This window comes from Gluconobacter sp. OJA (assembly GCF_039638325.1).
Classification (GTDB): Bacteria; Pseudomonadota; Alphaproteobacteria; order Acetobacterales; family Acetobacteraceae; genus Gluconobacter; species Gluconobacter cerinus.
On sequence record NZ_JBDIWI010000001.1, the window covers coordinates 1,765,048 to 1,792,001 of the forward strand.

The following is a 26,954-nucleotide window of genomic DNA, read 5'->3' on the forward strand; positions in this document are numbered from 1 at the left end:
GCTGAGGTTTTTCAGTTTTGATTTGTCTTCCTGTTGAGACCGCCTTCTGCGATCACCAACAGGATAGAGAATACATGGCCGTCAACGTCCGGTGCCCCCTTCGCGCAGTTCTGCTTCTGACTGTAGGGACGACCATTCTGACCCATTCTGCTCTGGCTACACCGTCAGCCACAGCGAATATTCACATTAGCCGTCAGCCAATGGCACAGGCACTGGAATTCCTGAGCCAACAGACCGGCCAGAGCGTCATTTTTTCTCCTGAACTGGTGGACCACCTTGAGGCTCCGTCCGTTAATGGTGCCCTGTCAGCTGACGCAGCCGTCGCGCGGTTGCTCAGTGGGAGCGGTCTGGTTGCCGAGGTTGCTCCAGGCGGCGGAATGGTCATTCGACGTGGTACCGCCACAAAACGCCTCCCAAAGCACCTACGCGCATCGCGGACCCGGGATGAGCGCGACATTGAGCAGATTGTTGCAACAGGCCATCGAACGCGGTCTGTCTTGAGCATCAGCGGCGACCAGATGCAGGAAATGATGCCGGGTCAGAACCCGATGCAGGCGCTGGATCTCTTGCCGGGCGTGACGTTCACCAACGTTGATCCGTGGGGCAACAACGAGCAGAACTCAAGCATTTACGTTCACGGTTTCTCCAACAGCCAGCTTGGCTACACCCTTGATGGTGTGCCGCTCGGTGCAGGCGCTTACGGCAATTATAATGGCCTCTCTCCGCAACGAGCCGCCATCAGCGAAAATATCGGCCAAACCTCACTGTCCTCTGGCGCGGGCGCACTCGGAACAGCGTCCACCAGTAACCTGGGCGGAACGATTGAGTTCAATACGCGGGACCCGAAAGCAAAAGCCGGCGCAACAATCCGGCAGACTTTCGGCAGCTATTCCACGTTTCGCACCTATGCCCGTCTAGACACAGGTAATTTCGGGAACGGAAACGCGGCCTACGTCTCTTTCTCACGCCAGGATGCCAGACCCTGGAATCTTGGTGCAGGAAACAATCAGGGTGGCTATCAGGTAAATGGTAAATTTGTTCACAAAGGTGAAAAAACTACCATCACGGCGTATTTTGACTGGCAGGACAAAGCAGAACCCAACACACAAGGCCTGACAGCGCCGACAGACCTCTATGCTCGCGGTGCGTTTTTCCCTGATTTGAACGCCGCCATGGCCAACTACCCTGCCATGACCTCCAAATCCGCAGCCCCGGGAACGCCCAATAATAAGTACTATTACTCAGCAGCGCAGCGAACAGATTACCTCACCTATCTGAAAATCTCGCACAAATTTTCCCCAAATCTGACGTGGGATAACCAGCTTTACTTTCACTATGACGATGGCGCAGGTGTGGTCGCAACGTCCATTCGCACCAACGCTATCCTGACGATCCTTGGGAGCTACCTGGACCCTACTGGATCCAAATACATCAAGAATGGTCAGTTCACGTATAGCAATGCCGGAATTGATCCGAAGGTCTGGAATGCAACCGGCGGAACGGGTTTTGCTGTTCGTACGACGGAGTATGAAGACTATCGCGGAGGACTGACCAGCACCCTGCACTATCATCTGGGCCACCATAATATTGAAGTTGGCGGATGGTACGAACGCAACAACAATACACAAGGGCGTCTTTGGTATCCGCTCACCGCAACGGACACGCTGACGCCGTATAAGCGCGCGACCAATCCTCTTTTTACTCAGTGGATGAATGCGTTTTACACGAACACGTTTGTCACACACCTGCAGGATAGCTGGCGCGTAACGCCCCATTTGACCCTGACAGCAGGCTTCAAGTCCGAGATGGTTTATACCAACGGCACGTTGCCGGTCGCTGCTTTGCCGCAGTCTCTGGCATCATCTGTTAAAGGCGCAAAAACGATTATTGATACCAGCACCCACACAGTGGCTGGTGGAACGATCCCGTCTTACAAACCCTTTCTTCCTGCTTTTGGTGCCTTGTGGAGCTTCACGCCCCATGAGCAGTTATTCGCCAACATTCAGGAAAACATGAATTCGTTTGCCCAGACCGGATATGGCAGCACGTCACCTTGGGCCGTGACCAGCCAGGAAGCGTTCGAAGACTTCAAGAAAACAGGAAAACCGGAAACGTCCTGGACCTATGAGACAGGCATCCGAACCAATCGGCCGCTGTTTCTCGCCCCACTCACGGGCATTAGTGGTCAGCTTGAATATTACCATGTCGATTTCTTCAATCGTCTTGGCTCGATCAAGCCACCTAATCAGGGAATTTCCGGCGTGGGTGGCACTGTAGCCAACCTGGGCAGCGTTTCGACAAATGGTATGGATCTGTCCTTCACACTCCGGTTTGGGCAGCACTTCTCGATTTATGATGCCGTATCCTATGTCAGCAGCATTTACGGCAGCGATTTCATGGACGGCACCACGCTTTACGCAACAAAAGGTGAGAAAGTCCCGGCTATTCCTGTCTGGTCTGACAAGTTCGCCATCAACTACAATCAGGCAGGCTTCAACGCTCAGCTCTTCGGAACCTATATGGGCGTTCGTCCTGGAACAATCACGAATACAGTCATGGTGCCACCAAGGTTCCAGCTTGGCTTCAGCTCTGGTTATACATTCAAGCATATCCCCCACATGCAGAGCCTGAAGCTCCAGTTCAACGTCAGCAACCTGACGAACACGCGCTCCTGGTCCACCATCACCGCGGGAGATGGCTCAACGTATGTGGGTTATCCCACCCCTCCACGCATGTTCTTTGGCACGGTGGCGGCCTCGTTCTGAAAAACGTCAGAGGGATGGCAAAAAACGCCATCCCTCGCCTTTTTAGAAGTCTGCGCGAACGCGGACTTCCCAGGTTGCTGGTCGGCCAGCAACTGCAATGTTGTCTCCACCCACAAAATAGCCGCGCGTCACGTCATAATGCTTGTCGGTGATGTTGCGACCAATACCCTCGATTTTCCAATGGCCCTTATGAGGCGCAAACGAAATATACCCGCCCCATAATGTATAGCCCGGAATGGTATTGGCAGAATTCAGAGCCGTACTCGTGGTGCGCAGGCTGTAATCCACACCTGAAACGAGATCATATTTTCCAACGCGCCACGTATAATCGACGGAACCATTGGCCGTAAAATGAGGCACCTCGATCCCACGTCCAGACACATCCTGCGTGACACCAACCCAAACACCATTGACCTGCTTTGAGCTCGTAACAGCACTAAACTTGTCGTAAGCACCTTCGACACACGCCCCAGACTGCGCCACGTGCAGCCCCGGGATCGGGGACCATTCGATTTCGTATTCGCCACCAAACATATGGGAGCGCGGCGCATTTACGAACAGACCAATCGCGGAGCCAGTTGTCGGGCTATAGGCGATGGACTGAACCTGACGGTCGAAATAATCATAGTAAAAGAAGTCAGCATTCACCCGCAGGTTATACCTTGGCAGGATCAGCTTGTTTCCCACCTCGAAAGAATAAAGCTGCTCGGGCTTGAACGGATTGGTCATCTGCGTGACGTCAGACGAGTTGTACACCGTGAAACCACCGGATTTCACACCCTTACTGAAGGTGAAATACGTCATGTCATGGCTGAACGGATGATACTGAATGCTGAATTTTGCAGATGGCAACGTATAGGATTGCGACTGCTGGGCGACAGCGTTCTGCGGGTTCGTCACCACCCCGCCGACGAGGTAGTGAGCATAGACGTTATCGAGGGTGCGCTTCTCGTGCTCGACGCGAATGCCACCAACCAATTGCAGCTTTGGCGTAAGGTCATACGTCACCTGACCGAAGCCGCTGATTGTATTGACCGTCTGCGAATAACGGACGTCTCCATCCGTATTGTAAAGAGCCTCAAATCCCGACTGGTACCGGTCATTCAGCCACTGATGACCGTAGTAAATGCCTCCAATCCAGTGAAGCCGACCAGATGTATTGGATGAGAAACGCAGCTCATCGGCAACGACATTAGCCCGCGTATTGAACTTCACGTCTGCCAGAGACAATGAGGAATCATCGAAATTGTCGTATTCGTCGCGCTGCATGTAATCGTAGCTGGCGAGGTTCGTAATCGTGAAATCACGGAGATGCTTCTCAACCCGCAGACTGCTGCCACCTGTATCGATATGGCTGTATGGCTTTTGATCCGGCGTCAGACCAGTTTCTTTGGCAAACTGCTCCGAAGTCCCCCAACGGGTATTATAACGACTGGTGGACGCAGGCATTGGATTGGTGGAGCTGAGGCTGGTGATAGGCTCCCACGCATAGACGCCCGTTCCGTCAGAACGATCCCGGCTACCGTGAAGGTTCCACTCCACCTTCCAGCTCTCTGACGGGGTATAATCCACCAACAGGCGAGCCGCGCCACGATTGACGTTCCCGAGATGGGCCTGAGCCTCAGGATTGTACTGCCACGCCCCGCCCTGCTGTGTTTCGCCAGACAGGCGAAACTTCAGTTTGTCGTTGATTGGACCGGAAATATATCCGTCGATCTTGGCGCTGTCGAAACGGCCATACTGGGCACTCACGCCTCCCGCCAGCTTATCGGTCGGTTTGTTCGTGATATAGTTGATCGCACCGCCTGTCGTATTCCGACCATACAGCGTACCCTGCGGACCGCGCAGAACTTCCACGCGTTGCATATCAAACATCATTCCGTTGATGCCGAACGGGACCGGGTTCGCTACCTCATCGATATAGATACCCACAGTCGGGGAGTTGTTGCTGGAGTAATTGCTAAATCCGACACCGCGGATCGTATAAGTGAACTGACCACTGCCGTAGGACGGCTGGATCTGAAGCGATGGCGTAGCGTACTGGAGATCGAACACATTGTTGATGTTCCGATTTTCCAGCATCTTTGCGGAAACGACGCTGATTGATGTACCGATGTTTTGTGGGCTGTCTGCCTTGCGCTCCGACGTCACGACAACGTTTTCCACCCGGGAGGCTTCAGATGCGTGAACTTCAGGCGCAGCCGATGCATGAGCAGCTTTTGCAGAAAGCGCGCTGCCCTTTCGTGACGTAGCCTGAGCAGGCTTCTTCGTCTGGGCATTCTCTTCCGCAGCCGCAGCAACATTCCAGAGCGGCAGAAATGCAACGCTGGAAATCAGTGCAATACGCCCACGAACAAGGAGGGCATTCCTGCGGTACGGAGCAGTAAGTACGTCGTGCATCGGTTCCGCCTAATAACTAAGTTTTTTGGTTGTTAATAAAAACAACTATTTAATTGCGTTTAAGGGATAGAAAAACGATTCACAACAGGTTATGTTGTGGGTGCAACAATTTTTTGTGTTTCTGACCGCGATATAAGCAAGAGATCAAGATCCATGGCTCCCCAGATGAAACTCGCCGCATTTCTTCTCCCGACCGGCCATCATGCGGCAGCCTGGCGCCACTCAGGATCTGCCCCTGACGCAGGAAGCAATTTCAAACGCCAGCTTGAACAGGCACGCCTCGCTGAACGGGGGCTGTTTGATGCCGTGTTTATCGCTGATTTTACAAGCTCCATTGACGAAGCGACAATCGATGGCTTCCGCAGGATGACATATGCGGCGTCTTTCGAACCTCTGACGCTCCTTTCCGCACTGGCTGCCACAACAGATAAGATCGGCCTGATTGGTACTGTCAGCACGACCTATTCGGTGCCTTATCACCTCGCCCGGCAGTTCCTCTCGCTTGACCAGATCAGCGGCGGACGCGCTGGATGGAACCTTGTCACGACAGCCAACGTCAAGGAGTCCATTCATTACGGGCGTCCAAGCCATGTCCCGCATGCAGACCGTTACCGTCAGGCCCGCGAATTTGCACAGATTGTAGAGAATTTCTGGGATAGCTGGACCGACGATGCATTCCTGAGAGATACAGAAAGCGGAACATTCTTCTCGCCTGAGGGTCGGCTCCCATTTGATTTCAAAGGCGAGTTTCTTTCTGCAGCGGGTCAGATCGATATTCCCCGCTCGCCGCAGGGCAGACCTGTTCTCGTGCAGGCGGGCTCTTCCGAGCCGGGGCGCCAACTGGCTGCGGAAACTGCCGAAATGGTCTTCACCGCCCAGCAAGACCTTGAGGAAGCAAAAGCTTTCCGCTTCGATCTCCACCGCCGCATGACAGAAATCGGGCGGGACCCTGCATCTCTGAAAGTTATGCCAGGCGTATATCCGCTTGTTGGTCGCACACAGATGGAAGCGGAAGATCTGAAGGCTGAACTTGACGAACTTACCCACCCTGACGTCGGGCTATTTCTGCTTGGCGGCATGACAGGCACAGATCTCCGTGGCCTCCCCCTTGAGGCCCCCCTTCCAGAGGCCCCAGCGGACTTCAACGGAAACCGTAGCCGTCAGACACTTCTGGTAGAGATGGCCAAAAAGCGCAACATGACCCTGCGAGACCTGTATCTGGAGGTCAGCGGCGCTCGCGGCCATTGGTCCATTTATGGTGGCCCAAAGGAGATTGCAGATCAGCTTGAAGAGTGGTTTGTGGAGGGCGCGGCAGACGGGTTCAATGTTATGCCTCCCATTCTGCCGCAGAGCCTTGAAACGTTTGTGGATCATGTGGTGCCAGAACTTCAGAGACGCGGCCTGTTTCGCACTGCCTATGAAGGCTCCACCCTGCGCGAGCATCTTGGCCTCAAGCGCCCGGCTCCCGGCGAGACCCCATGAAGTCAACTTTTGCGCTTTTAACCATGGCGGGTCTGAGTCTGGGCACGTCCGCACTGGCCCAGACGCGCGATACGATGAGCATTGGCGTCTCCATTGAGCCGCCTGGCCTGGATCCGACCCGCAGCCCAAGCGAGGCCATTGGCACAATCACATACAACAACATCTTTGAAGGCCTGACCCGGCTGGACCGTGACGGGCACGTCCAACCCCTGCTTGCACGGGCTTGGACTGTCTCAGACGAAGGCCGCGTTTATCATTTTACTTTGCAAGAGAACGTCCATTTCCATGATGGAACTCCCCTTACCTGTGAAAATGTGCGGTTTTCCCTTTTGCGTGCAGGGGCGACGTCCAGCACAAACCCCGATCGTACATTCTTTACAAACATTGCGAATGTGAGCTGCCCCGACACCACCCACGCAGATATCACACTCAAAAAAGCCCATGGCAGCTTCACCTATGAGCTTGCGTGGAATGATGCCTCCATCCTGTCACCCTCATCAGCAGACAAGAACGCCAGCCATCCCATAGGGACAGGTCCGTTTCTCTTCCAAGCCTGGCAAAGAGGCGATCATGTCACGCTGTCCCGTAATCCCGATTATTGGGGAAAGGCGCCAGAACTAAAGGCTGTCACATTCCGGTTCATGCCTGATCCGCTTGCTGCCAGCAATGCGCTTCTGGCGGGAGAACTGGATGCTTATCCGTCATTTCCTGCCCCTGAAATTCTTGGCCGTTTTGCAGGAAACCCGAACCTCAAGGTCGTGCGTGGAACCTTTCCGTTCAAAGCCATTCTGGCACTGAACAATGCTCGCAGGCCATTCAATGACCTGCGCGTACGTCAGGCTCTTGCCTACGCCATCGATCGAAAGGCCCTCATTCAGGCTGGGGCCGATGGAGACGGAACGGTCCTGCAATCTCACATGGCTCCCAATGACCCAGACTATGCTGCACTCCCCGATCGGTATCCATACAATCCGGAACGTGCACGGGAGCTTCTCAAAGAGGCTGGCATCAAACCGGGAACGCAGCTGACGCTCTCTTACCCGCCCATCACCTATGCTCGCGATACGAGCGAAATCGTTGCCGCTTATCTGGAGCAGGTTGGCCTGATCGTCACGTTGCAGCCGCTGGAATGGCCATCATGGCTGGGACGCGTTTTTGGGCAGGGCTCTTTTGACATGACAGTCATTGCCCATACAGAGCCGCATGACATCGGGATCTACGATCGGGATAACATCTACTTTCATTACAAAAATCCGCAGTTTCATGAGCTATTCGAACAGTACGAAGCCAGCGACAACGCGGAGGATCGGCATCGGCTTTCCGTCGCCCTGCAAGATCGCCTCGCGCAGGACGAGCCCAACGTCTTCCTGTATTCCCGCCCTCGGGACACAGTTCTGAACCGGCGTATCTCCGGCTTATGGATTAACCAACAGATCGCAGCCTGCCCTATGGCAGATGTGACGTGGCAACCATGATGACCAATCTTGCCGCTGCCATTTCAGGAAGACTGGTGGTTCTCGCAGTCGCCAGTGTGATCGTGTTCGCTCTGTTAAACCTACTTCCGGGGGATCCGGCCACAGTGATGCTTGGGCTGGATGCAAGCCCGGACAGCATTGCGGCTCTCCATCACCAGCTCGGCCTCGATGCTTCCCCTGCAACACGGTATCTGCGCTGGATTGCGGGCCTGATGCACGGAGAGGCTGGAACGAGTTATGCCTATGATGTCCCCGTTCGTGGGCTGATCCTTGAGCGCTTCCAGAGCACCCTCCCTCTGATCCTGCTGGCTACGGGCCTCGCTCTTCTCATTGGGTTACCCACGGGAGCTATTGCAGCCACTCATCGTGGGAAAGGTCTTGATCTTGCCGTCATGGCAACGTTGCAGTTCCTCAAATCCATTCCGGATTTCTGGCTGGCCATGATGATGACGCTGCTGTTTTCCCTGACGCTGCACTGGTTTCCGGCAGGAGGATTTACGGGCTGGAACGCAGGATTTTTCACTGGATTGCGAGCTCTTTTCCTCCCCACAGTCGCGCTGGCCATCCCCCAGGCAGCCATCACAGCACGCTTCATGCGCTCCTCTCTCATCGATGTTCTGAACCAGGACTTTATCCGGACCGCACGTGCTCAGGGCTACAGCCGCAAGGGCGTTCTCTGGAAAGTCGCCATTCCAAACGCATTGATTCCAGTTCTGACACTGATCGGCATTCAGCTTCCCGTTCTGGTGACTGGGGCAATCATTGTCGAAAGCGTGTTTAATATTCCCGGCTGCGGAAAACTGCTTCTGGAAGCCGTGAACCAGCGTGACATTCCGGTCGTACAAAACCTTGTCATGCTGATTGTGGCGGGTGTTCTTCTGCTCAATCTGGCACTTTCCATCATTGTTCGTTGGTTGGACCCGCGCCTTGCAGGAGAAAGTGCATGACCCGGCTTCGCACGAACAGGAGCCTGATTGCTGGAAGTGCCCTTCTTCTGGCGTGCCTTGTCCCGGCAACATTTACGTGGATCTGGCGGGGTGGACGCTCTCCTCTGATCGATATCGCGCATCGTTACGCTCCGATTTCTTTCTCTCACCCACTGGGGACGGACCCGTTCGGACGTGACATTGCGAGTTATGTCCTGACAGGGGCCTTCAACAGCACGGTAATCGCCGTAATTGCGGTGACATTGGCAACAGTCATTGGGACAGCCTTGGGGCTCGTCGCTGCTTACGGTGGTTTGCGTGGCAAAGCTGTGATGAGCACAGCAGATCTGGGGCTGGCTTTTCCACCTATTCTGATCGCCGCCATGCTCGTCACAGCGCAAGGCGCCTCTGCCACTGGCGAAATTCTCGCTATTGCACTTTTCGGCATCCCAGCCCAGATCCGGATTACACGACAGGCTGCGCACTCCATTCTTGTACTCGATTACATTGCCGCCGCCCGCATGGCAGGACTGAACTCAATCGATACGATCCTTCGCCATGTTCTTCCGAACATCGCGCCTATCCTGATCGTTCATGCCTCGACGTCTTTAGCGTTGGCCATTCTCTCAGAAGCCGGCCTATCGTACTTGGGGCTTGGGGCACCGCCCCCTCAGCCGGATCTGGGACGAACGCTCGCGTCTTATCAAATCCATATTTTTGACCATCCCCTGCTGGTTGCAATTCCAGGTGTGACCGTGATGGTTCTGGTGCTCGGGTTTAATCTGCTTGGCGACGGCCTGCGTGACCTTCTGGAACGCCCTTTCAATCGACTGAAAGGACAGCCGTCATGACCAGCCTTCTGTCCGTTCAAAATTTGTCAGTCCATGCTGGCTCCACAGCCATTTTGCACCCTTTGTCTTTTACAATGAACGCTGGTGAAACTGTCGCTGTCACAGGAGAATCTGGTTCGGGAAAATCCACGCTTGCCCGTACGCTTATGGGATTGCTCCCTGATGGCTTTGAAACGTCAGGTCAGGCTCTATTTGAAGACCAGAACCTCATTTCTCTTCCGGAGCGCCAGTTTCGAAGCCTGCGCGGTCAGAAGATTGCCATGGTTTTTCAGGAACCCATGACCGCGCTTAATCCAGTCCGTCGGATTGGTCAGCAAATCGGGGATACGTTCCGACTGCACACCGCCATGACAGGTCGCGAAATCAAAGAGGCCGTTCATCAGCTTCTGGATCGTGTTGGCCTCAGTCGTGCAGGGGTCTCAGCCAGCGACTACCCTCACACGCTGTCAGGCGGTCAGCGACAGCGTGTGCTTCTGGCTATCGCAATCGCGTGCAAACCAGCACTGTTGATTGCTGACGAGTTCACAACCGCTCTGGATAGCCAGACCCAAGCCGAGGTCATGGATCTGGTCCAAGATCTGGCATCTGAAAATCAGATGGCCATTCTGATGATTTCGCATGATCTGGGCCTGATCCGCCATAAAGCCAGTCATGTTCTGGTTCTTCAACACGGGACACTCGTGGAAAGTGCAAAGACGGAAACACTTTTTTCAGCACCTCAGCACCCATACACACGTGCTTTACTGAGCATGTCCCTGCACGGAGTAAACCATCCGCCGCTGACACGCCTTCCAGTGCCAGAAAATCTGGCGCCTGGAGTGGAGCCATGAGCCATCTTCTGGAAGCCCGGAATATCCAGTACGATGTTGCAGGCCGGGGAACATCGCTGCTTCGCTCGCGGAAACCGAAGACCATTCTACAAGATGTCTCGCTTCACGTAGAGAGGGGCGAAACACTGGGGCTTATTGGGTCCTCTGGTAGCGGAAAATCCACGTTGGCTCGTATCCTTACGGGTTTGGTCGGTGCGAAAAGTGGTCAAATTTTCTTTAAAGAACAGGATATTACGTCCCTCACCGGCGCTGCCCGACACCGCTTCAGACCCCACATCCAGATGATTTTCCAGGACCCCCAAGGAGCTCTGGACCCTCGGCAGACCGTTGAAAAAATCGTCGCAGAACCTCTTTATCAGACCGGTTTGAATGCTGAAGAGAAGAAGCGTCGTGTTCTTGACGTACTGGCGGACGTGGATCTGCCGCAAGACGCCATCAGCCGCTATCCGAGGGAATTTTCCGGAGGCCAGAGACAGCGTATCGCAATTGCTCGCGCGCTTGTAACCCGCCCCGATGTTATCGTGGCCGACGAGGCTGTTTCGGCGCTGGACGTCTCCACTCAGGCCGTCGTTCTGAACCTTCTGCTGGAGCTGCAGGAGCATCATGGGTTGTCATATATTTTTGTTAGCCATGACTTGGCTGTAATCCGACACATTTCACATCGTATTGCTGTTTTAGATGGTGGAAGAATTGTCGAAACGGGACCTACAGCGGACGTTTTGACGCACCCTCAACACCCGACAACCCGCGCCCTCATCAACGCCAGCCTCTGAAATCACACCACCATGACTTCCAGAACTCGCCATAATCTCATCACGGACATTCCCGGCATTCGCGTCGGAAATGTGCGCAATGTTCAGCAAAGAACTGGCGTGACGGCGCTTGTGTTCGACCGCCCCGTTGTCGCCTCTGGCAGCTTTCTTGGTGGAGCCCCTGCGCTTCGGGAAAACGCGCTTCTAGAGCCAGAAATGCTGGTGGATGGCATTCACGCCATCGTGCTGTCCGGTGGATCGACGTATGGTCTGGATGCAACCGCCGGCGTGCAGGCATGGCTGAGAGAAGAGTTTGACGCTCTTCCCACGCCAGACGGCCAGGTCCGCGTACCTATTGTGGTGCAGGCCAGTCTTTTTGACCTTGTAAACGGAGGGGATAAAGACTGGGGGCGATACTCGCCTTATGCGGAACTCGGCTATCAGGCCGCACAAGCAGCATGTCACGGTCCCTTCAAACTAGGGACCGAAGGCGCCGGAACCGGCGCAACCACTGCGACCGTGAGAGGGGGACTTGGATCAGCCAGCACCATAACCTCCAGCGGGCACACGGTCGCAGCGCTTATGATTGTCAATGCTGTCGGGACGGCCACGGTTGGAGACGGGCAGCATTTCTGGAGTGCGCCTTTCGAACAGGACGCTGAATTCGGAGGGCTCGGTTTCCCGCCTCATTTGACAGCAGATGACCTCAAACTCCGCATGAAGCCGAATTACGTCGCTGGAACCACAATCGGCGTTATTGCCACTGATGCCACCCTGACGAAAGCTCAAGCCAAACGGTTGGCCATTCTGGCGCAGGATGGCGTCGCACGTGGCGTTTTCCCCGCGCATCTTCCGCAAGACGGAGACGCAGTGTTCGGCATCGCTACAGGCGATGCACCCGCGCCCGCTTCCATTGAGGAGTGGACCGAAATTCTGCATACGGCCACGCAGGTGACAGCCCGAGCGATCGCGCGCGGCGTTTATGAGGCATCGCCCTTGCCGGGTGAGCCCACTCGCCCCACGTGGCAGGAACGTTTTGGGAGGAATACCAGCCATGACTGAGACACTTCCACCAGCAGAAACATTTTTCCGCGTTCCAGGCCGCAGGCTTGCCGTCTCTTCAAAACAAGCTGGAAGTGACACAACGCTCTTTTTTGTGCACGGATTGGGCGGGAACCGTCAGCAGTGGCGGCTACAGTGGGACCGATTTTCCAAAGAGCCCATCAATCTCGTCGCATGGGATGCGCTTGGACATGGCGAGAGTGCGCGCTCCAAGCACGAACAGGTTTTTGCCAGTCTGTTTTCGGTACAAGACCTTGCCGCTGTTCTGGCAGCGTTTCCCTCGCGCAAACGCATCATCGTCGCTCATTCTTTTGGCTGTCGCATCACGCTGGAATGGATTTCCGGATTACTTGCTGCTGGAGAGAACATACCCGTTGATGGCCTCATTCTGTTGGGCCCAGCATCTCTTGCCCCGTCGCTGAAGGGGCCGATGTTTGGAAACTGGATGGACCATCTGCCCTTCTGGATCGCCTCGTTTGCAAGACCGGCTTTACAGGCGCGCTTCGAGAAGCTGGCATGGGCTCCGGACGTAGATCCAGAGATACTCAAAACCGAGCGTCAGGCGACGAAGCGCAACAGCCTGTTCATGATCAATGCTGTCCGTTCAGGTGCCGCCCCGGTCAATACGGAAATCCTGCGCCATTTTGACAAGCCCGTGTACATTCTTGCGGGTCAGAACGATGGCATCGTCTCTCTGGCGGAAGTCAGAAAAGTGCATGATTTTCTTCCCACCAGCACTTTGGATATCCTGCCAGACTGTGGTCATCAGATCATGCTGGAACAGCCTGTTATCGTAAACCAGTACATTGAAAGAGAACTTCAGCCACTTTCCTCCTATCCCGGAGAGGCGCCATGACTCAGGACGTTCTGAACAACGACATTTCTGCTGACCAAGCGTCCACGATCGCTGGCATCAATGATTTTATCCTTGGCTACCTTGGATACGACCTGCGTCTGGTCAAAATTCTCGAAGTTGCAGACCAGTCAGAAGACTGCCTGGCGAACACCTATGCCGGGTTGCTCTGGATGCTGTCTGAAACAGGTGATGTTCCATCAGAAGCGCGCCGATATCATGAACGCGCAGCTCAATCCGTTATCAGTGCCCTTCCTCGTGAAAAGCTTCTGTTTTCAGTTCTGGAGGCCTCTATTGCGGACGATCCAGACGCTATTATTCGCCTGACAGATCGTATACTCGCCCAGTGGCCGCGCGATCTGGTGACTTTGAAACTTCGGCAATACCACGATTTCATCCGGGGTCGCTTTGAGGACATGCTGGCCGTTGCGTTACGCAGCGAAGATGCCGCCGGAGACGTTGCCGCCCTGCACGGTATGCTGGCTTTTGCCTATGAGCAGTGCCACGATTTACCTGCCGCTGAGCGTTCTGCCCGCACAGCCCTTGCCATGGATGCATCGGAGCCGTGGGCCCAACATGCCCTTGCTCATGTTTTCCTGACGCAGGGACGGATTGATGAAGGTACCGCGTTTCTTGAAGAGCGGTCTGCTGGCTGGAAAACGCTGACCTCCTTCATGGACACGCATCTATGGTGGCATCTGGCTCTCTTTTACCTTGCACGCAATCGGGTAAGCGATGCTGTTTCAGTTTATGACCAGCATTGCTGGACCAGAGAACGCAGCTTCTCACAGGATCAGGTTGGCGCAGTATCCCTTCTGGTCCGTCTGGAGCTGGCGGGAGCTGATGTCGAGGACCGATGGACGGACCTAGCGAACTGGCTCGCTTCACGACAGGACGATGTCAGTCAGCCCTTCCTGACCCTGCAATATCTTTACGGATTACTTCGCGCCCATCGTCCGGAAGGGCAGCATCTGCTGCGACGTATCGAGGGCCTCTCCGGGCAAAACCTACCAGATCAGCGAGCGTGGGATCTGGTGGGCATTCCTTTAGCCCGTGGGCTGAACGCCTATCTTCACAATGAAAACGCTTCAGCCCTGCTCTCCTTCAACGCTGCGCTTCCTCACTTGCAGGACATTGGTGGCAGTCACGCCCAGAGAGACCTGTTCATTCAAATCCATCAGGACCTGAAGCGGCGCATGTCAAAGGCTTGATCAAGCCCCCACGTCTGCCTTGATCTTGGCTGTAATTTCAAGCGAGCGCTTGCGGCTGTCCTGATCATGAATCGGGACTGCCACCATCAGCTCGTCAGGCTTGTGGCGTTCCAAAAAGCGTTTCAGGTGTCCCGTCACACTCTCTCTGGACCCCGCAAACGTATAAGCCAGTGTCTGCTCAAGCAGCGCCTGCTCCTCTGCCGACCACAACGACAGGATATTGTTGACAGGCGGTGGAAACGCGATAGGCCGCCCGCGGCGCAAAGCCATGAAATACTGGTATAGTGACGTCGCCAGGCGCTTGCCATCTGCTTCCTCATCCGCTGCAATGACATTGACTGTCAGCATCACATGAGGCCGAGCACATCTCTCGGACGGCTCAAACCGCGACCGATAGAGAGCAATGGCTTCCTCCATCTGTGCTGGCGCGAAGTGAGACGCAAAGGCATACGGTAGCCCCAACTGGGCGGCCAGAACGGCCGAAAACAGAGACGACCCCAAAATCCAGACCGGAACGCGCAGGCCCATTCCGGGAATGGCACGTATCAAATGCGTATCTTCCGCCGCCATGGGCTCGAAGTAGTGCAGAAGCTCAACAACATCTTCCGGAAACCTGTCAGGCGCCGACGGATCGCGCCGCAAAGCACGAGCCGTTCTCTGGTCAGCACCTGGTGCCCGGCCCAGACCCAGATCTATGCGGCCCGGAAAGAGCGTCTCCAATGTTCCAAATTGCTCTGCGACAACAAGGGGCGAGTGATTTGGGAGCATGATTCCGCCAGAGCCCACCCGAATACGGGTCGTTGCCCCAGCCACCTGACCGATCAGAATAGCCGTTGCCGCAGAGGCAATTCCCGGCATGGAATGATGTTCAGCCAGCCAGTACCGATGAAACCCCAGATTTTCAGCTAACTTCGCAAAATCGATTGTATTCCTGAACGCCTCACGAGGACCTGCGCCGCGGGTGATGATTGAGAGATCAAGAACGGAAAACGGGATCATTGTGTGGTCCTTGAGGTCAATGCGTTCAGACGTACGGCATCGTAGCACGAACCGACAAAGCCGTAGCCATTGTCACCGTACAGACTCCTGACGCGGCACTTCACTGCTGCGTTGCGTTCAAGTTCCCGTCATTCAGGCGCTTCATTACTGTCGGCTCAGGACCAAAAAATGCAGGAATAATTTAAAAATTCACAGCTTCCATATTCTTCAACGCACGCATTTGAGCAATGGTGAAAGCCTTCTGCCGAGATCATGACGCAGACTTTACATCCGTTCTTTGAGGCAATCGGCGTATGGGTCTGAGAAAGTTTCAGTTCTCTGCAGGAGCCTCTCACGTAACGGTTTTTTTGGTTTCCGCTTCTGAACTGTTTCCTCGTTCTGACAGGGCTGCGTTCCATATGACAACAACCTTTGCCATTCTGCTGGCAACAGCCGCAATCATTGCAGTCGTCGTACTCATTGCGCGTTTTCGTCTGAATCCTTTCATCGTTCTCTTCAGCGTTTCTATTCTGCTGGCTCTTTGCGCGGGTATGCCTGCGGACAAGGTTGTCGCATCTTTCGAAGCTGGTGCCGGACACGTCCTCGGGCACGTTGGCACGATCATTGCTCTCGGGACCATGCTGGGCAAAATGCTGGCTGAGTCCGGCGGTGCTGACCGGATTGCCCTGACAATTTCAGAGCGCGCTGGTCGTCAACGGATTGACTGGGCGATGATGGTGATTGGCCTGCTTGTGGGACTGCCAGTCTTCTTCGAAGTTGGCGTTGTCCTGCTCTTCCCGCTCGCTTTCGTTCTTGCAGCCCGAACGGAAACTTCGCTGCTGCGCGTGGCCCTTCCCATGGGTGCGGCGCTTTCCGTTACGCACGCCATGATCCCGCCTCACCCGGCAACGCTGCTCGCCCTCTCGGCCTATCACGCCAACACTGGAACAACGATCTTCTGGGGCGTTCTGCTGGGAACACCGATTGCGGCCATCTCAGGCCCGCTATTTGCGCGCTTCATCAGCCCCCGTGTTCTCATCACAGAAAAGAATGCGTTGGCAGAACAGTTTGTGCGGCGTGAAATCCCGACAAACCTCCCAGGCTTTACGGTTACCGTCCTAACCATCACATGCCCTGTCATCCTGATGCTGATCGGCTCTTCCGCGGACATGTTTACGACTCCGAGAAGCGCACCAAACATGTTCCTGCACTTCATCGGCAACACGGACATTGCGCTGCTTCTGGCAACCGTCATGTCGTTTTACGTGCTGGGGCTGGCCCGCGGCTTTTCACGGGAAACCATTCTTCGCTTCACCAATGAGTGTCTTGGCCCAACGGCTCTGATCATGCTTCTGGTTGGCGCGGGCGGGGGCTTTGGTCGTGAACTCATTGATAGCGGCGTCTCCAAAGCCATCACGGACGCGGCCGTCAGCGCGCACGTTCCACTTCTCGTTCTCGCATGGCTTCTGGCCGCGATCGTCCGCGTCGCTTGCGGATCTTCTACCGTTGCCATGAGTACGGCCTCCGGCATCGCGGGTCCGATCCTCGCGCACTCGCAGGGCGTATCGCCAGAACTCATGGTGATTGCCACCGGCGCAGGGTCCGTAGCTTTCGGCCCCATGAACGATGCCGGCTTCTGGCAGATGAAAGAATATCTTGGCCTGACCGTGCCGCAGACAATCAAGACCTGGTCAGTTCTGGAAACGATTATTGCCGTTCTGGGACTGGTCTTCTGCGTTGGTATTTCAATGTTCATCTGATCCGCGTTGACAGAGCGCTGACACAGCAAAGGAAAAAGGATTTTCCATGAGTGTATCTCTTTTTGACCTGACGGGACGCCGCGCTCTGATTACGGGATCGTCTCAAGGTATCGGCTTTAGTCTGGCTAAAGGCCTGCAAGCGGCGGGCGCTGAAGTTGTTCTGAATGGGCGGGATGCTTCCAAACTCTCGGTCGCAGCCGAGGAACTGGGAGGTGTCGAGACACTTGTTTTTGACGTGACCGACCACGCAGCTGTTCGAACGGCAGTCGATCGCTTCGAAGAAGATACCGGGCCTATTGATATTCTGGTCAACAATGCAGGAATGCAGCACCGCGCGCCCTTGGAGGACTTCCCACCAGAAATGTTTCAGAAGGTTCTTCAAACAAACCTGACGTCCATTTTTAATGTTGGACAGGCTGTTGCGAGACATATGCTAGGCCGTAGACAAGGTAAGATCATCAATATTGCCAGCGTCCAGACGGCCCTCGCCCGCCCGAATATCTCCCCCTATACGGCCACCAAGGGTGCCGTGGGGAATCTGACCAAGGGGATGGCGACCGAGTGGGCAAGACATGGCCTTCAGTGCAATGCCATTGCACCGGGTTACTTCGACACGCCTCTCAACGCTGCACTCGTAAATGATGCAGAATTTTCAACGTGGTTGGAGAAGCGCACACCGGCGGGTCGATGGGGACAGCTTGATGAGCTGACGGGTGCCTGTATTTTCCTTGCGTCCGCAGCATCCTCGTTTGTGAATGGCCATGTTTTGTATGTGGACGGCGGTATCACGGTGTCTCTCTGAAGCAAACGCGCCAAATACACATCAACGCCGTGTCAGAAGCCCCATCAGGAAACAGGCGCCTATCGCAGAAATGACTATCCCAACTGGCAGCTCCTGAGACGGCAAAAGACAGCGGCTGAGAAGATCTGAAAGGATTGTGAGCATCCCCCCCGCGACCATAGCGGGGATAAGGACATTTCGAACAGACCGTCCCCAGATGGGCCTTATGAGATGAGGCACAATCAGTCCGACGAAGCCGATCGGCCCACACAAAGCCACTGTCGTTGCACAGCTAAACGCGCAAAGGGCAAGAACACAAAGCCGTAGCTTTCTTGTTTGCACCCCGAGGGACGCTGCGGTTTCCTCCCCGGCCATCAAGGCATCCAGATCAGCGCCAAAAGCCCATTTACCGAAGATCACGGGCAGAAGCCCCAACACGACAAGTGGCAGGGCCGACCAGCGAGCGGCGGAAAAACTGCCCATCGTCCAGAACAGAACGGATTGCGCCGTATTACGGTCACCCCAAAAAATCAGCAGGTTTGTTAGAGTAGAGAAGACGAAGGAAATCGCCAGACCAGACAGCAGCATCCGTTCCGTTGAGACCCATGCGCCAGACCGGGATCTAAACGATACCAGCAACAGAAGTGCTGAGGTTGCCAGAAATGCCCCACCGACTGCACCAAAAGCGATCGTCCAGACGCCAAAAACATCCCCCAACAATACGATGACAGCAACAGCCCCTGTTGCTGAGCCCGAGGACAACCCGAAGAGAAACGGATCTGCCAAGGGGTTACGGGTTACGGCCTGAAGAAGTGCTCCTGCACCGGCAAGAATTGCTCCGGTCAAGAAGGCCAGAACCAGCCTTGGCATCCGCAGGGACCAGATGATCCGGGCGGCAATATCATGACTGGCTGGACCGGCCAAAAGTCCCGCTTGCAACGAATGCCAGGGAAGAGAAGCACTTCCGAGCGTAACTTCCAAAAATGCCATCACACTCAGAGCTGGCAAAGCGCTGATGCCAAGAACACGCTTCATCAAGGTGCTGCGTCCGGGTGGAGAAAGGCGGCAATCTTGTCGATCACATCGATATTCGCGGGAGACGGCGTCATTTCATCATAGCGCACAACCAAAACACGGTTTGTCTTCAGGGCCGTACTCTCCATCAGCAATGGCTGGCTTCTCAGAAATTTCAGACTGTCTGAAACACCTGCCCCATAATCCATCACCAAAATAGCTTCAGGATCACGCAAACCCGCGTTTTCCCACGAAGCAGCACCCCAGTTTGTTGGTAAATCACGAAAAATATTTTCGCCCCCGCCCAGCCGGATTAACTCTGTCGCGAGGGCATATTGGCCAGCTGTAAATGGCCGATCGCGTCCACTGTCATAAAGGAAAACACGTAACGGGTGATGGCCCTGGAGACGATCCTGAATGTGCTGAACGCGCCTCTGCCAGCCTTCGACCAATTGCCGAGCCTGCTGCTCCCGGCCGAAAACCTGTCCAAGTCTCTCTTCGTCGCCATACAGAAGGTCTAATGTCGGGATAGTTGTAGAGTGCCCGGCCCGGAAGCAGCTTTCAGACAGAACAAGCGTCGGGATACCCTGAATTGCCAAGGTCTCGGGTGTCACATCTCCACCGACATGCATCCCATAATTCCAGCCGGCAAAGAAAAAATCTGTTCCGGCATCAAGCAGTTGTTCGAGACTGGGATAATGAGTCGCAATTTCCGGGATATCGCCCTGCTGAGCTTTGAAACCCGGTGTGTATTTGTTCCAGCCTGATATCCCCGTCACACCACGAATATAGGGCTGCAAATGCAGAGCAAAAGCCATTTCCGCCATATTCACGTCGTGGATGACAGCGTGCTCTGGCTGATGCGTGATCGTTACGGGCTTCCCGCAGCTCTGCACGGTAACCGGGTAGGCGAAGGCCGTTTGCACGGCAAAGCCACAAAACCCCAGAAACAGCATAAAGGCAGGCGCTTTCATGCGCCTCGCGGCCTAAAAACGAACGTTGTGCTGTTATCATCCAGTTGAACGGGATGAACATTCAAGCCGAACGCATGCCCTAGTTCTGAAGAGAGCAAAACCTCAGAAGACGCCCCATCCAGAACGATTCCCCCCCCCCTCATCAAGAGAGTTCGCGGCGCAAAATCAGGCACGAAAGACAGGTCATGCAGGACGGCCACGATTGTTAGAGGAAGGTCACGCAACAAACTTAACAGTTCTGCTCTGGCCGCAAGATCGAGGTGATTCGTGGGCTCATCTAGCAACAGTATTTTGGGGGTCTGGGCCAGACATCGCGCCAGCATCACACGCTGACGCTCGCCACCAGAAAGACTGCCAATCGACCGTTTTAAAAAAGGTTCGACACGGAAATGCTGGATCGCCGTTTGCAGAGCCGCAGTGTCCTGCTGTGCCTGAGGAGTGCCTCGAAACGGGAGACGGCCAAGTGCGATATAATCCTCAACTATGAGTTCAGGTGTTACATCATCGGTCTGGGAAAGCCATGCAATCTTGCACGCTACCGCTGGTCTGGAAAGGGTGCTGAGCAGCGTTCCTTCCAGAAATATCTCCCCTTCCGTGGGCGAAATTAATCCAGCGAGGAGCCTCAGCAGCGTGCTTTTCCCAGCACCATTGGGGCCGATGAGTGCAACATGCTCACCCTCCCTGACGGAGCAATCCGTCAAAGAGACTATGCAGTCATACCCGGCACCATGTGTCTGAAGCACAACCTCAGGCACGATCAGAAACCGGCCTGAACACTGATCGAGAAGGACCGCGGCGCCCCCAACATCACTTCACTCGGATAACTGGTATCAGCCCACTGAATGAAGTGCTTGTTTCCCACATTGTCTACCCGGCCATAAACCGTCACGCCACGATAGGCGTGCCATGCCGCGAAAAGATTGACGAGCGCATAGTCTTTCAGACTCAAGGTGTTGGCATAATCGCCCTTGCGGGCAGATACGTAACGCATGCCAGCCCCCAGATCGACCGGCAAATCCGCAACCCGGGACCAGACACCCCACAGGTTGGCCGTTACAGCCGGAACGTTCGGAACCTCGTTCCCGGAGGCATTCACTGACGCTGAAGGATGGAATGATCCATAACGAGACCACGTATAGGCAACATTTCCCGACAGGCTCCAGTGTTTCCCCAGCGTGAGGTCTCCCTGCCATTCCAAACCCCGTGACTTCTGAACGCCCGCCGTTGCCACGCTGTCCACACCGGTAGCAACGAGAACTCGGGTACGGCGGATATCGTACAGAGACAGCGTAGAGGACAGGCGCCCTTTCCAGAAAGAACCCTTGGCGCCGATTTCTCCCTGCCTGGACTGACTCAGGCGTGAAAACTGGCCTTTATTAACCAGGAAGATATTGGAGCCCGGCGGATCTTCAGCCGTTGTGTACACGCCGTAAAGGCTGATGTTATCTGTCAGATCATAAACAGGGCCAATCCTGAAGTTGGCAGGATTGTAGTTCCCCTTAAAGCTGGTCGCAGGATTGAACGCACCGGACTGGCTATAATTCTGGCGGTCCAGTTTCAGCCAGTCATAGCGAAATCCACCCACTACACGCAGATTGTCCCTCACGGTCAGGACGTCTTCCATGAAGATACCTGCGTCCACCATGGTTGTGGGAGATTTCGTATACGGATATTCTCCCGCAAAACTCTCGACGGCCGTACTCTCAGGACTACTTAGAGAAACACTGTCCGCATATGTCGCATCCGGAAAACCACGGTTTCGGATGAGCCGCACATAATACGCGTCTCCACCGACGACCAGACGGTTCTTCATTCCGAAAACGTGGAAATCAAACTGGCCATCCAGCGTGTCACCAACCTGATGCTGGTTCATATAAACATAGAACCGATCCCGGCCGACCCGACCGGGTGCAATGGCATTTCCCGCTGCGTCCGTCTGCCCGGCTGAACCGATATAGCTGTAGGATTCAGCGTTATTCCAGTTGCGCTTGGCATAAAGGACATAGGTTTTATTGTGGAACGTCATGTTCTCCGTTGGCTGCCACGTCAGATGGAGCGTCGGAGTCAAATTAACCGAGCCAGCTTTTGCATCCTTGGCATTGTAATACCGCCAGAGCGATGACCGGCTTACGCCTAATCCCTTGGAAGACGACAGCAGGCCGCCTACGCCATCATGGACCTGAGCCAGCGGGATCAAAGGGGTTCCATAGTACGTCGATAAGCGATCTGTCAGATAGTCGACGCCAAAGCGAGCTGTAAACTTCTTCGAAGGGTGCCAGAGCAACGTTGTCGTGAAATCGTTGCTGTGTGGGTCTGCGCCAGCAACGTATCCATCAGACGAGGTACGACTGAAATCACTTCGAATGGCCAAAGTGTCAGTAATGGGAACCGAACCGCCCACGCCAGCATTCCACGTATTGAAACTGCCATAAGATACCAGCGCATTAGCATGCGGCCCATCAAACGCAGGGTCACGCGTTCGCATGTCCACAGTGCCGCCAACAGCGCCCTGCCCGTACAGAACAGACGACGGCCCCTTGAGAATCTGAACGCTCTCAAGATTAAAGCTGTTGAGCGGACGGTTCACCATCGTGGTCGGGCCATAATAAATTCCGTCCCTCAGGATCAAAACCTGATTTCCGCTGAAGCCACGCATCATCATCTGCGCCGGACTTCCTGGCGATCCACCGGAAGAAACACCCGGTGCACTGTCTGCGGCGTCTTCAGCGTGCGCATAACCTCGCTGTTCCATCACGCTGCGCTGAATCACATTGATCGTCGCAGGATTATGTTGAACCGTCAGCCCAAGCCTGCCCCCGATAACAGCACTATCCTTCAGCGGCTGCGCCCGACCGTGCGCCGTAATGTGTTCTTCTTTCGCTTTGGCTGCCGCCTTCCTGACGTCTTCTGTCTGGGCGAACGCAGGCTGAAAAACGGTCAATGCCGCGACGGGCAACACACCGACAAAACTGATTTTCCTCATGGATAACGCAAACTTCACTCAACAATGCGTCACTACGATGAGCAGGATAAACATCCTGCTGCGTCCGGTGCACCCCGCCCTTTCGCTTCGTCCATGACCATTTTCGATGGCAGGTCTCCTGGCTTGCGGATCATCGGCAGATCGCGAGCCTTCCCAAGGCTGACGCCCCAGTGGCCGGGTTCATAGAACCCATCGTGATCAGCCTCACCGCTCACAGTTGCGGGGGCAGCCGCAGCATTTCACTGCGTTCCCTTTTCATCCCCTTCCGGGGAACCATCATTGAGCAGGGGCATAACCGAAACTCCCATATAGTCAAACACGTATGTTATAACATATCAATAACTGAAGTTATCAATTTGAACAATGGAGGCCCCTCGATCCTTGGAAGAGAAAACAAAACATGCCTAATCTCATGCTTCCCCACTCTGGACGGAAAGTGTCGCAGGATGAAGCTCTGTCGTTTTGGTCCTTTGGATCAGGAAACACCCGGACTCATTGATGACACTGGCATGCTGCGAAGCCTCAAAGGGATTCTGCCTGATATTACGGCTGCCGACCTGTCTCCAGAGCAGCTTGACGCCTTACGAGCCATTAATCCGAACACTCTCCCTGTCGTTTCAGAAGCACCACGCTACGGTATTCCGTTCTCAGGTGCCGGAAAGTATATCTGCATTGGCCTGAACTATCGGGATCATGCCGAGGAAGCAGGCCTCCCCCTCCCCTCAGAGCCAATCGTCTTCATGAAAGCCATCTCTGCCCTGACGGGTCCGAGCGATGGTATTCTGGTCCCCCAACATGCCACCAAATTGGACTGGGAAGTCGAACTCGCAGTCATTATTGGCACAAAAGCGTCTTACGTCTCCCCGGAGAAGGCTTTGGAGCATGTTGCGGGATATTGTGTCGCCAATGATGTCTCTGAACGCTCATTTCAGATGCAGACAAGCCAGTGGGACAAAGGCAAAGGCTGCGATTCATTCGGGCCTTTGGGACCATGGCTTGTGACGACCGACGAAATCGCCGATCCGCAAGCACTCTCCATGCGGTTAGATGTCAACGGACGCCGGCGACAGACGGGACATACCTCCGGCATGATCTTTGACGTCCGCAGAATCATTTCACATGTCAGCAACTACATGACCCTGATGCCGGGCGATATTATTGCTACAGGCACACCTGCCGGCGTCGGAATGGGCATCAAGCCTCACCCAGTCTATCTCGAACCAGGGGATGTCGTAGAGCTGGAAATCGAAGGGCTTGGCATTCAAAGGCAGACCGTGAAGGCCAATTCTTAGCTGAATCGACAGGAAAACGTCTCTTACGGAGCGATTCTTGAAAAACAGTCGGTTTCATAATTATTTTTTTGTACGAATGACTTGCCCGCTCAACATCGCAGGAATGCTGCCTACAATGTAACAACTGCGAAGGTGCGTGAATTAAAGATTGAAGTTTCTGAGAATGAATATCATTTGTAACTTTAGAAATACGGGAAAGTCAGCTGAAATTCTCGTGAAAATTCATTTTCCAGGAGGCAGTTAGCCCTTTCCATGAGACTTCCAGCGTCGAACGTTCCTCAACGTACACATCTAGGCCCAATGCTTTTTACAGCACTTTTGCTGTCAGGTACGTGGAATGGCGCCTTTGCCGCGACCACTGATGACGTATCTCCAGAAGCTCGTAAGAAATCAGCTTCAACGACCGGTCTTAAAGAGGAACGTTCCGCTTCATCAAAATCGCAGAGCACGCAACAGAAACACGCGTCACAAGAAGATGAGACCCCAGGCAGCATTGAGCAGCTTCTGGTGCAAGGTCATCGCCGCAATGCCTCTACGGATGGTACCGGCACTTACACGGTTTCTGCGGTCTCTACGACGAAAATGCTCCTCAAACCGTTGGACGTTCCACAATCCATTTCGGTTCTCAGCAGCCAGCAGATGAAGGACCAGAACCTCAATACGGTTGATGCTGCGCTCAAACAGGTCGCGGGCGTGAACGTCAATATGTATGGCGACGGAACGGGCGGATACACTGCCCGCGGCTTCTCGTTACAGGCCCAGTATGACGGTGTTCCGTCCATGAGTGGGCTGACTTTAAGCCAACAGTATGATCTGGCCATCTACGATCGTATTGAAGTCCTGCGTGGACCAGACGGCATGCTTCAGGGCTCCAGCACACCCGGCGGGAGTGTCAATTTCGTCCATAAGCGCCCGACCGATGACTTTCAGGGCAATGCGTCGTTCTCGGCTGGCTCATGGAACAATTACCATGCCACCCTTGATGTCGGCGGCCCTCTCGCGCACTCGAAAATTGTCTCAGCACGACTTGTCGTCGCAGGCACCGACCGCAACCAGTTCTACAACAATGCCTATGATCGTCGCTGGACGATTTATGGCGTCACAGATGTGCACTTAACGCGGCATGACACCCTGACAGTCTCCGTGACGTCTCAAAGTAACGATACAACCCGTTATATGGGGCTTCCCCGTGCCAGTAATGGCGCGGATCTGAATCTGCCGACGAGCACGTTGGTGGGGGCCAACTGGGGCAAATCCGAAGTCCCGATGACTGAAGTTGAAGCACAACTGGAGCATCTTTTCTCTCATGGCTGGCGCGGGCGCCTCAACTACCGTCACCGAACCGCAGCCACCACACTCCAATACGCTTATCTCAACGCGTATAACGCGTCCGCAAAGACTGGCAATTTCGTCGCAGCCAATACACGGTATGACGAGACGAATGATGGCCTGGACGCCTACGTCACCGGGCCGCTTCACCTCTTCGGGCAGAAACATGTTCTGATGATGGGAGCGAACTATGATCGCTATCTCTATGAAGGCGGCGGTGCCAGTGCAAACTCGCGGACCTACACGGCGCTCGCAGGTATCCCAATCAATGCGAACAATGCCATTCCGTCTCTGGCTCTCCCTACCATAACCAATCGCTACTGGGAGCCATCCACGCAATGGGGCGTGTATGGTCAGGCACAGATCAAGCCTGTTTCACGCTTTTCCATCCTGATTGGTGGCCGGGTGAGCGGGTATGTCAGCAAGACACGTCGTATTTCCCCAACTGTTGGTGCCACCAGCACCGATATCGACCAGCAGGGCATCCTGACCCCTTACATCGGCGGCGTTCTGCACCTATGGCCGAATGTCACGGCTTATGTCAGCTACGTTTCGACTTTCTCGCCTCAGTCTGCGTTTGATACCACCGGCCGCCTCGCACCGGTCCGAGGCAATCAGCTCGAAGGTGGTATCAAGGGAGAGTTCTTCCACGGGCACCTCGGCATGACCCTCTCTGGCTACAAAATCATCCAGAAAAACGAGGCCATCTATAACGGCACCATCGGCGCCATCTGTGGGCCCGGTGGCGTGGATGACTGCTACGTCGCGACAGGCAAAACACGCAGCCAGGGTGCCGAAGCAGAACTGATTGGCCGTCCTCTTGAGGGCTGGGACATCAATGCCAGCTATACTTATAACGACAACCGGATCGTCAATAACGGTAGCGCCACACAGTCTGGCCTGACCTATGCTGGCAACTCGCCCAAGCATCTGTGGAAGCTCTGGACACACTACCGGTTCGAGCCATATCGCGGGGCACAAAAAAATGTCTGGAGTATCGGCGGCGGGTTCAACGCTCAAACGAGTACTTTCGGAACAAATCGTACCGTGACGCAGGGCGGATACATCATTGGGTCCATCCAGGCTGGATACCAATGGAACAAGTATCTTTCCCTCTCCGCAACACTGAACAATATCGCCAACAAGCGATATTATCAGCGCCTGGGAAATCTGTATTACTATAACTACTACGGAGAGCCGCGGAACTTCATGTTTACGCTCCGTTCTAACTTCTGA

20 protein-coding genes and 1 riboswitch are annotated in these 26,954 nt (G+C 54.7%); of the genes, 14 read left to right on the forward strand and 6 right to left on the reverse strand.

Annotated elements, in window-relative coordinates; translation table 11 throughout:
• The first annotated feature begins 74 nt into the window (after positions 1-74).
• The gene (locus ABDK75_RS08120; RefSeq protein WP_346005500.1) at positions 75-2,765 is read left to right on the forward strand and encodes a TonB-dependent receptor; all 2,691 of its coding nucleotides are present in this window, start codon (positions 75-77) and stop codon (positions 2,763-2,765) included.
• 42 nt (positions 2,766-2,807) lie between these two features.
• Here ABDK75_RS08120 and ABDK75_RS08125 read toward each other — a convergent pair whose 3' ends face one another.
• Positions 2,808-5,165: a TonB-dependent receptor domain-containing protein gene (locus tag ABDK75_RS08125; protein WP_346005501.1), complete on the reverse strand. Its 2,358-nt coding sequence runs from the start codon at positions 5,163-5,165 to the stop codon at positions 2,808-2,810.
• A gap of 153 nt (positions 5,166-5,318) precedes the next feature.
• Here ABDK75_RS08125 and ABDK75_RS08130 point away from each other — a divergent pair, with 153 nt between their 5' ends.
• The 9 genes from ABDK75_RS08130 to ABDK75_RS08170 are packed head-to-tail and all read left to right on the forward strand — an operon-like array spanning position 5,319 to position 14,607.
• Positions 5,319-6,647: an LLM class flavin-dependent oxidoreductase gene (locus ABDK75_RS08130; protein ID WP_346005502.1), complete on the forward strand. Its 1,329-nt coding sequence runs from the start codon at positions 5,319-5,321 to the stop codon at positions 6,645-6,647.
• Positions 6,644-8,122 (forward strand): ABC transporter substrate-binding protein, encoded by a 1,479-nt coding sequence (locus ABDK75_RS08135; protein WP_346005503.1) that lies wholly within the window; start codon positions 6,644-6,646, stop codon positions 8,120-8,122. The genes ABDK75_RS08130 and ABDK75_RS08135 overlap by 4 nt, the downstream gene beginning before the upstream one ends.
• On the forward strand, positions 8,119-9,069 hold the full coding sequence (locus tag ABDK75_RS08140; RefSeq protein WP_346005504.1) for an ABC transporter permease: 951 nt from the start codon (positions 8,119-8,121) through the stop codon (positions 9,067-9,069). Before ABDK75_RS08135 ends, ABDK75_RS08140 begins: the two co-directional genes overlap by 4 nt.
• A complete protein-coding gene (locus ABDK75_RS08145) occupies positions 9,066-9,899 on the forward strand; it encodes an ABC transporter permease (RefSeq protein ID WP_346005505.1) in 834 nt (277 codons plus the stop codon). Before ABDK75_RS08140 ends, ABDK75_RS08145 begins: the two co-directional genes overlap by 4 nt.
• Positions 9,896-10,729, forward strand: a complete 834-nt coding sequence (locus ABDK75_RS08150) for an ABC transporter ATP-binding protein (RefSeq protein ID WP_346005506.1) — start codon at positions 9,896-9,898, stop codon at positions 10,727-10,729. Before ABDK75_RS08145 ends, ABDK75_RS08150 begins: the two co-directional genes overlap by 4 nt.
• Positions 10,726-11,502 (forward strand): ATP-binding cassette domain-containing protein, encoded by a 777-nt coding sequence (locus ABDK75_RS08155; protein ID WP_346005507.1) that lies wholly within the window; start codon positions 10,726-10,728, stop codon positions 11,500-11,502. The genes ABDK75_RS08150 and ABDK75_RS08155 overlap by 4 nt, the downstream gene beginning before the upstream one ends.
• A gap of 12 nt (positions 11,503-11,514) precedes the next feature.
• Positions 11,515-12,543 (forward strand): P1 family peptidase, encoded by a 1,029-nt coding sequence (locus ABDK75_RS08160; RefSeq protein WP_339407852.1) that lies wholly within the window; start codon positions 11,515-11,517, stop codon positions 12,541-12,543.
• Positions 12,536-13,399 (forward strand): alpha/beta hydrolase, encoded by an 864-nt coding sequence (locus tag ABDK75_RS08165; RefSeq protein WP_346005508.1) that lies wholly within the window; start codon positions 12,536-12,538, stop codon positions 13,397-13,399. Before ABDK75_RS08160 ends, ABDK75_RS08165 begins: the two co-directional genes overlap by 8 nt.
• Positions 13,396-14,607 carry a tetratricopeptide repeat protein gene (locus ABDK75_RS08170; protein ID WP_346005509.1) on the forward strand — a complete coding sequence of 404 codons (1,212 nt, stop codon included), beginning with the start codon at positions 13,396-13,398 and terminating at the stop codon, positions 14,605-14,607. Before ABDK75_RS08165 ends, ABDK75_RS08170 begins: the two co-directional genes overlap by 4 nt.
• On the opposite strand, the gene ABDK75_RS08175 is transcribed toward ABDK75_RS08170, so the two are convergent.
• Complete coding sequence (locus tag ABDK75_RS08175; RefSeq protein WP_346005510.1) at positions 14,608-15,606, reverse strand: LLM class flavin-dependent oxidoreductase; 999 nt, start codon at positions 15,604-15,606, stop codon at positions 14,608-14,610.
• 398 nt (positions 15,607-16,004) lie between these two features.
• On the opposite strand from ABDK75_RS08175, the gene ABDK75_RS08180 reads away from it, so the two are divergent.
• Positions 16,005-17,345: a gluconate:H+ symporter gene (locus ABDK75_RS08180; RefSeq protein WP_046901908.1), complete on the forward strand. Its 1,341-nt coding sequence runs from the start codon at positions 16,005-16,007 to the stop codon at positions 17,343-17,345.
• 46 nt (positions 17,346-17,391) lie between these two features.
• Positions 17,392-18,147, forward strand: a complete 756-nt coding sequence (locus ABDK75_RS08185) for an SDR family oxidoreductase (RefSeq protein ID WP_215751594.1) — start codon at positions 17,392-17,394, stop codon at positions 18,145-18,147.
• A gap of 21 nt (positions 18,148-18,168) precedes the next feature.
• On the opposite strand, the gene ABDK75_RS08190 is transcribed toward ABDK75_RS08185, so the two are convergent.
• From ABDK75_RS08190 to ABDK75_RS08205, 4 genes are read right to left on the reverse strand one after another with little or no spacing between them, the layout of a single operon-like run.
• Entirely contained in the window at positions 18,169-19,161 is a 993-nt protein-coding gene (locus tag ABDK75_RS08190; RefSeq protein WP_346005511.1) for an iron ABC transporter permease, read from the reverse strand.
• Positions 19,161-20,114 carry an ABC transporter substrate-binding protein gene (locus tag ABDK75_RS08195; RefSeq protein WP_346005512.1) on the reverse strand — a complete coding sequence of 318 codons (954 nt, stop codon included), beginning with the start codon at positions 20,112-20,114 and terminating at the stop codon, positions 19,161-19,163. Before ABDK75_RS08195 ends, ABDK75_RS08190 begins: the two co-directional genes overlap by 1 nt.
• Complete coding sequence (locus ABDK75_RS08200; protein WP_346005513.1) at positions 20,111-20,869, reverse strand: ABC transporter ATP-binding protein; 759 nt, start codon at positions 20,867-20,869, stop codon at positions 20,111-20,113. Before ABDK75_RS08200 ends, ABDK75_RS08195 begins: the two co-directional genes overlap by 4 nt.
• A 2-nt stretch (positions 20,870-20,871) precedes the next feature.
• Positions 20,872-23,097 (reverse strand): TonB-dependent siderophore receptor, encoded by a 2,226-nt coding sequence (locus ABDK75_RS08205; RefSeq protein ID WP_346005514.1) that lies wholly within the window; start codon positions 23,095-23,097, stop codon positions 20,872-20,874.
• A gap of 90 nt (positions 23,098-23,187) precedes the next feature.
• A riboswitch (cobalamin riboswitch) is annotated at positions 23,188-23,390 on the reverse strand.
• Positions 23,391-23,543: 153 nt separating this feature from the next.
• Here ABDK75_RS08205 and ABDK75_RS08210 point away from each other — a divergent pair.
• Positions 23,544-24,389 carry a fumarylacetoacetate hydrolase family protein gene (locus ABDK75_RS08210; protein WP_346005516.1) on the forward strand — a complete coding sequence of 282 codons (846 nt, stop codon included), beginning with the start codon at positions 23,544-23,546 and terminating at the stop codon, positions 24,387-24,389.
• Positions 24,390-24,689: 300 nt separating this feature from the next.
• Entirely contained in the window at positions 24,690-26,954 is a 2,265-nt protein-coding gene (locus ABDK75_RS08215) for a TonB-dependent siderophore receptor (RefSeq protein WP_408874416.1), read from the forward strand.

Excerpts from the sequence above, each read along its gene's own strand:
- ABDK75_RS08120 (WP_346005500.1), top strand. The coding sequence starts at position 75 with ATGGCCGTCAACGTCCGGTGCCCCCTTCGCGCAGTTCTGCTTCTGACT.
- ABDK75_RS08125 (WP_346005501.1), bottom strand. The coding sequence starts at position 5,165 with ATGCACGACGTACTTACTGCTCCGTACCGCAGGAATGCCCTCCTTGTT.
- ABDK75_RS08130 (WP_346005502.1), top strand. The coding sequence starts at position 5,319 with ATGGCTCCCCAGATGAAACTCGCCGCATTTCTTCTCCCGACCGGCCAT.
- ABDK75_RS08135 (WP_346005503.1), top strand. The coding sequence starts at position 6,644 with ATGAAGTCAACTTTTGCGCTTTTAACCATGGCGGGTCTGAGTCTGGGC.
- ABDK75_RS08140 (WP_346005504.1), top strand. The coding sequence starts at position 8,119 with ATGATGACCAATCTTGCCGCTGCCATTTCAGGAAGACTGGTGGTTCTC.
- ABDK75_RS08145 (WP_346005505.1), top strand. The coding sequence starts at position 9,066 with ATGACCCGGCTTCGCACGAACAGGAGCCTGATTGCTGGAAGTGCCCTT.
- ABDK75_RS08150 (WP_346005506.1), top strand. The coding sequence starts at position 9,896 with ATGACCAGCCTTCTGTCCGTTCAAAATTTGTCAGTCCATGCTGGCTCC.
- ABDK75_RS08155 (WP_346005507.1), top strand. The coding sequence starts at position 10,726 with ATGAGCCATCTTCTGGAAGCCCGGAATATCCAGTACGATGTTGCAGGC.
- ABDK75_RS08160 (WP_339407852.1), top strand. The coding sequence starts at position 11,515 with ATGACTTCCAGAACTCGCCATAATCTCATCACGGACATTCCCGGCATT.
- ABDK75_RS08165 (WP_346005508.1), top strand. The coding sequence starts at position 12,536 with ATGACTGAGACACTTCCACCAGCAGAAACATTTTTCCGCGTTCCAGGC.
- ABDK75_RS08170 (WP_346005509.1), top strand. The coding sequence starts at position 13,396 with ATGACTCAGGACGTTCTGAACAACGACATTTCTGCTGACCAAGCGTCC.
- ABDK75_RS08175 (WP_346005510.1), bottom strand. The coding sequence starts at position 15,606 with ATGATCCCGTTTTCCGTTCTTGATCTCTCAATCATCACCCGCGGCGCA.
- ABDK75_RS08180 (WP_046901908.1), top strand. The coding sequence starts at position 16,005 with ATGACAACAACCTTTGCCATTCTGCTGGCAACAGCCGCAATCATTGCA.
- ABDK75_RS08185 (WP_215751594.1), top strand. The coding sequence starts at position 17,392 with ATGAGTGTATCTCTTTTTGACCTGACGGGACGCCGCGCTCTGATTACG.
- ABDK75_RS08190 (WP_346005511.1), bottom strand. The coding sequence starts at position 19,161 with ATGAAGCGTGTTCTTGGCATCAGCGCTTTGCCAGCTCTGAGTGTGATG.
- ABDK75_RS08195 (WP_346005512.1), bottom strand. The coding sequence starts at position 20,114 with ATGAAAGCGCCTGCCTTTATGCTGTTTCTGGGGTTTTGTGGCTTTGCC.
- ABDK75_RS08205 (WP_346005514.1), bottom strand. The coding sequence starts at position 23,097 with ATGAGGAAAATCAGTTTTGTCGGTGTGTTGCCCGTCGCGGCATTGACC.
- ABDK75_RS08210 (WP_346005516.1), top strand. The coding sequence starts at position 23,544 with ATGAAGCTCTGTCGTTTTGGTCCTTTGGATCAGGAAACACCCGGACTC.
- ABDK75_RS08215 (WP_408874416.1), top strand. The coding sequence starts at position 24,690 with ATGCTTTTTACAGCACTTTTGCTGTCAGGTACGTGGAATGGCGCCTTT.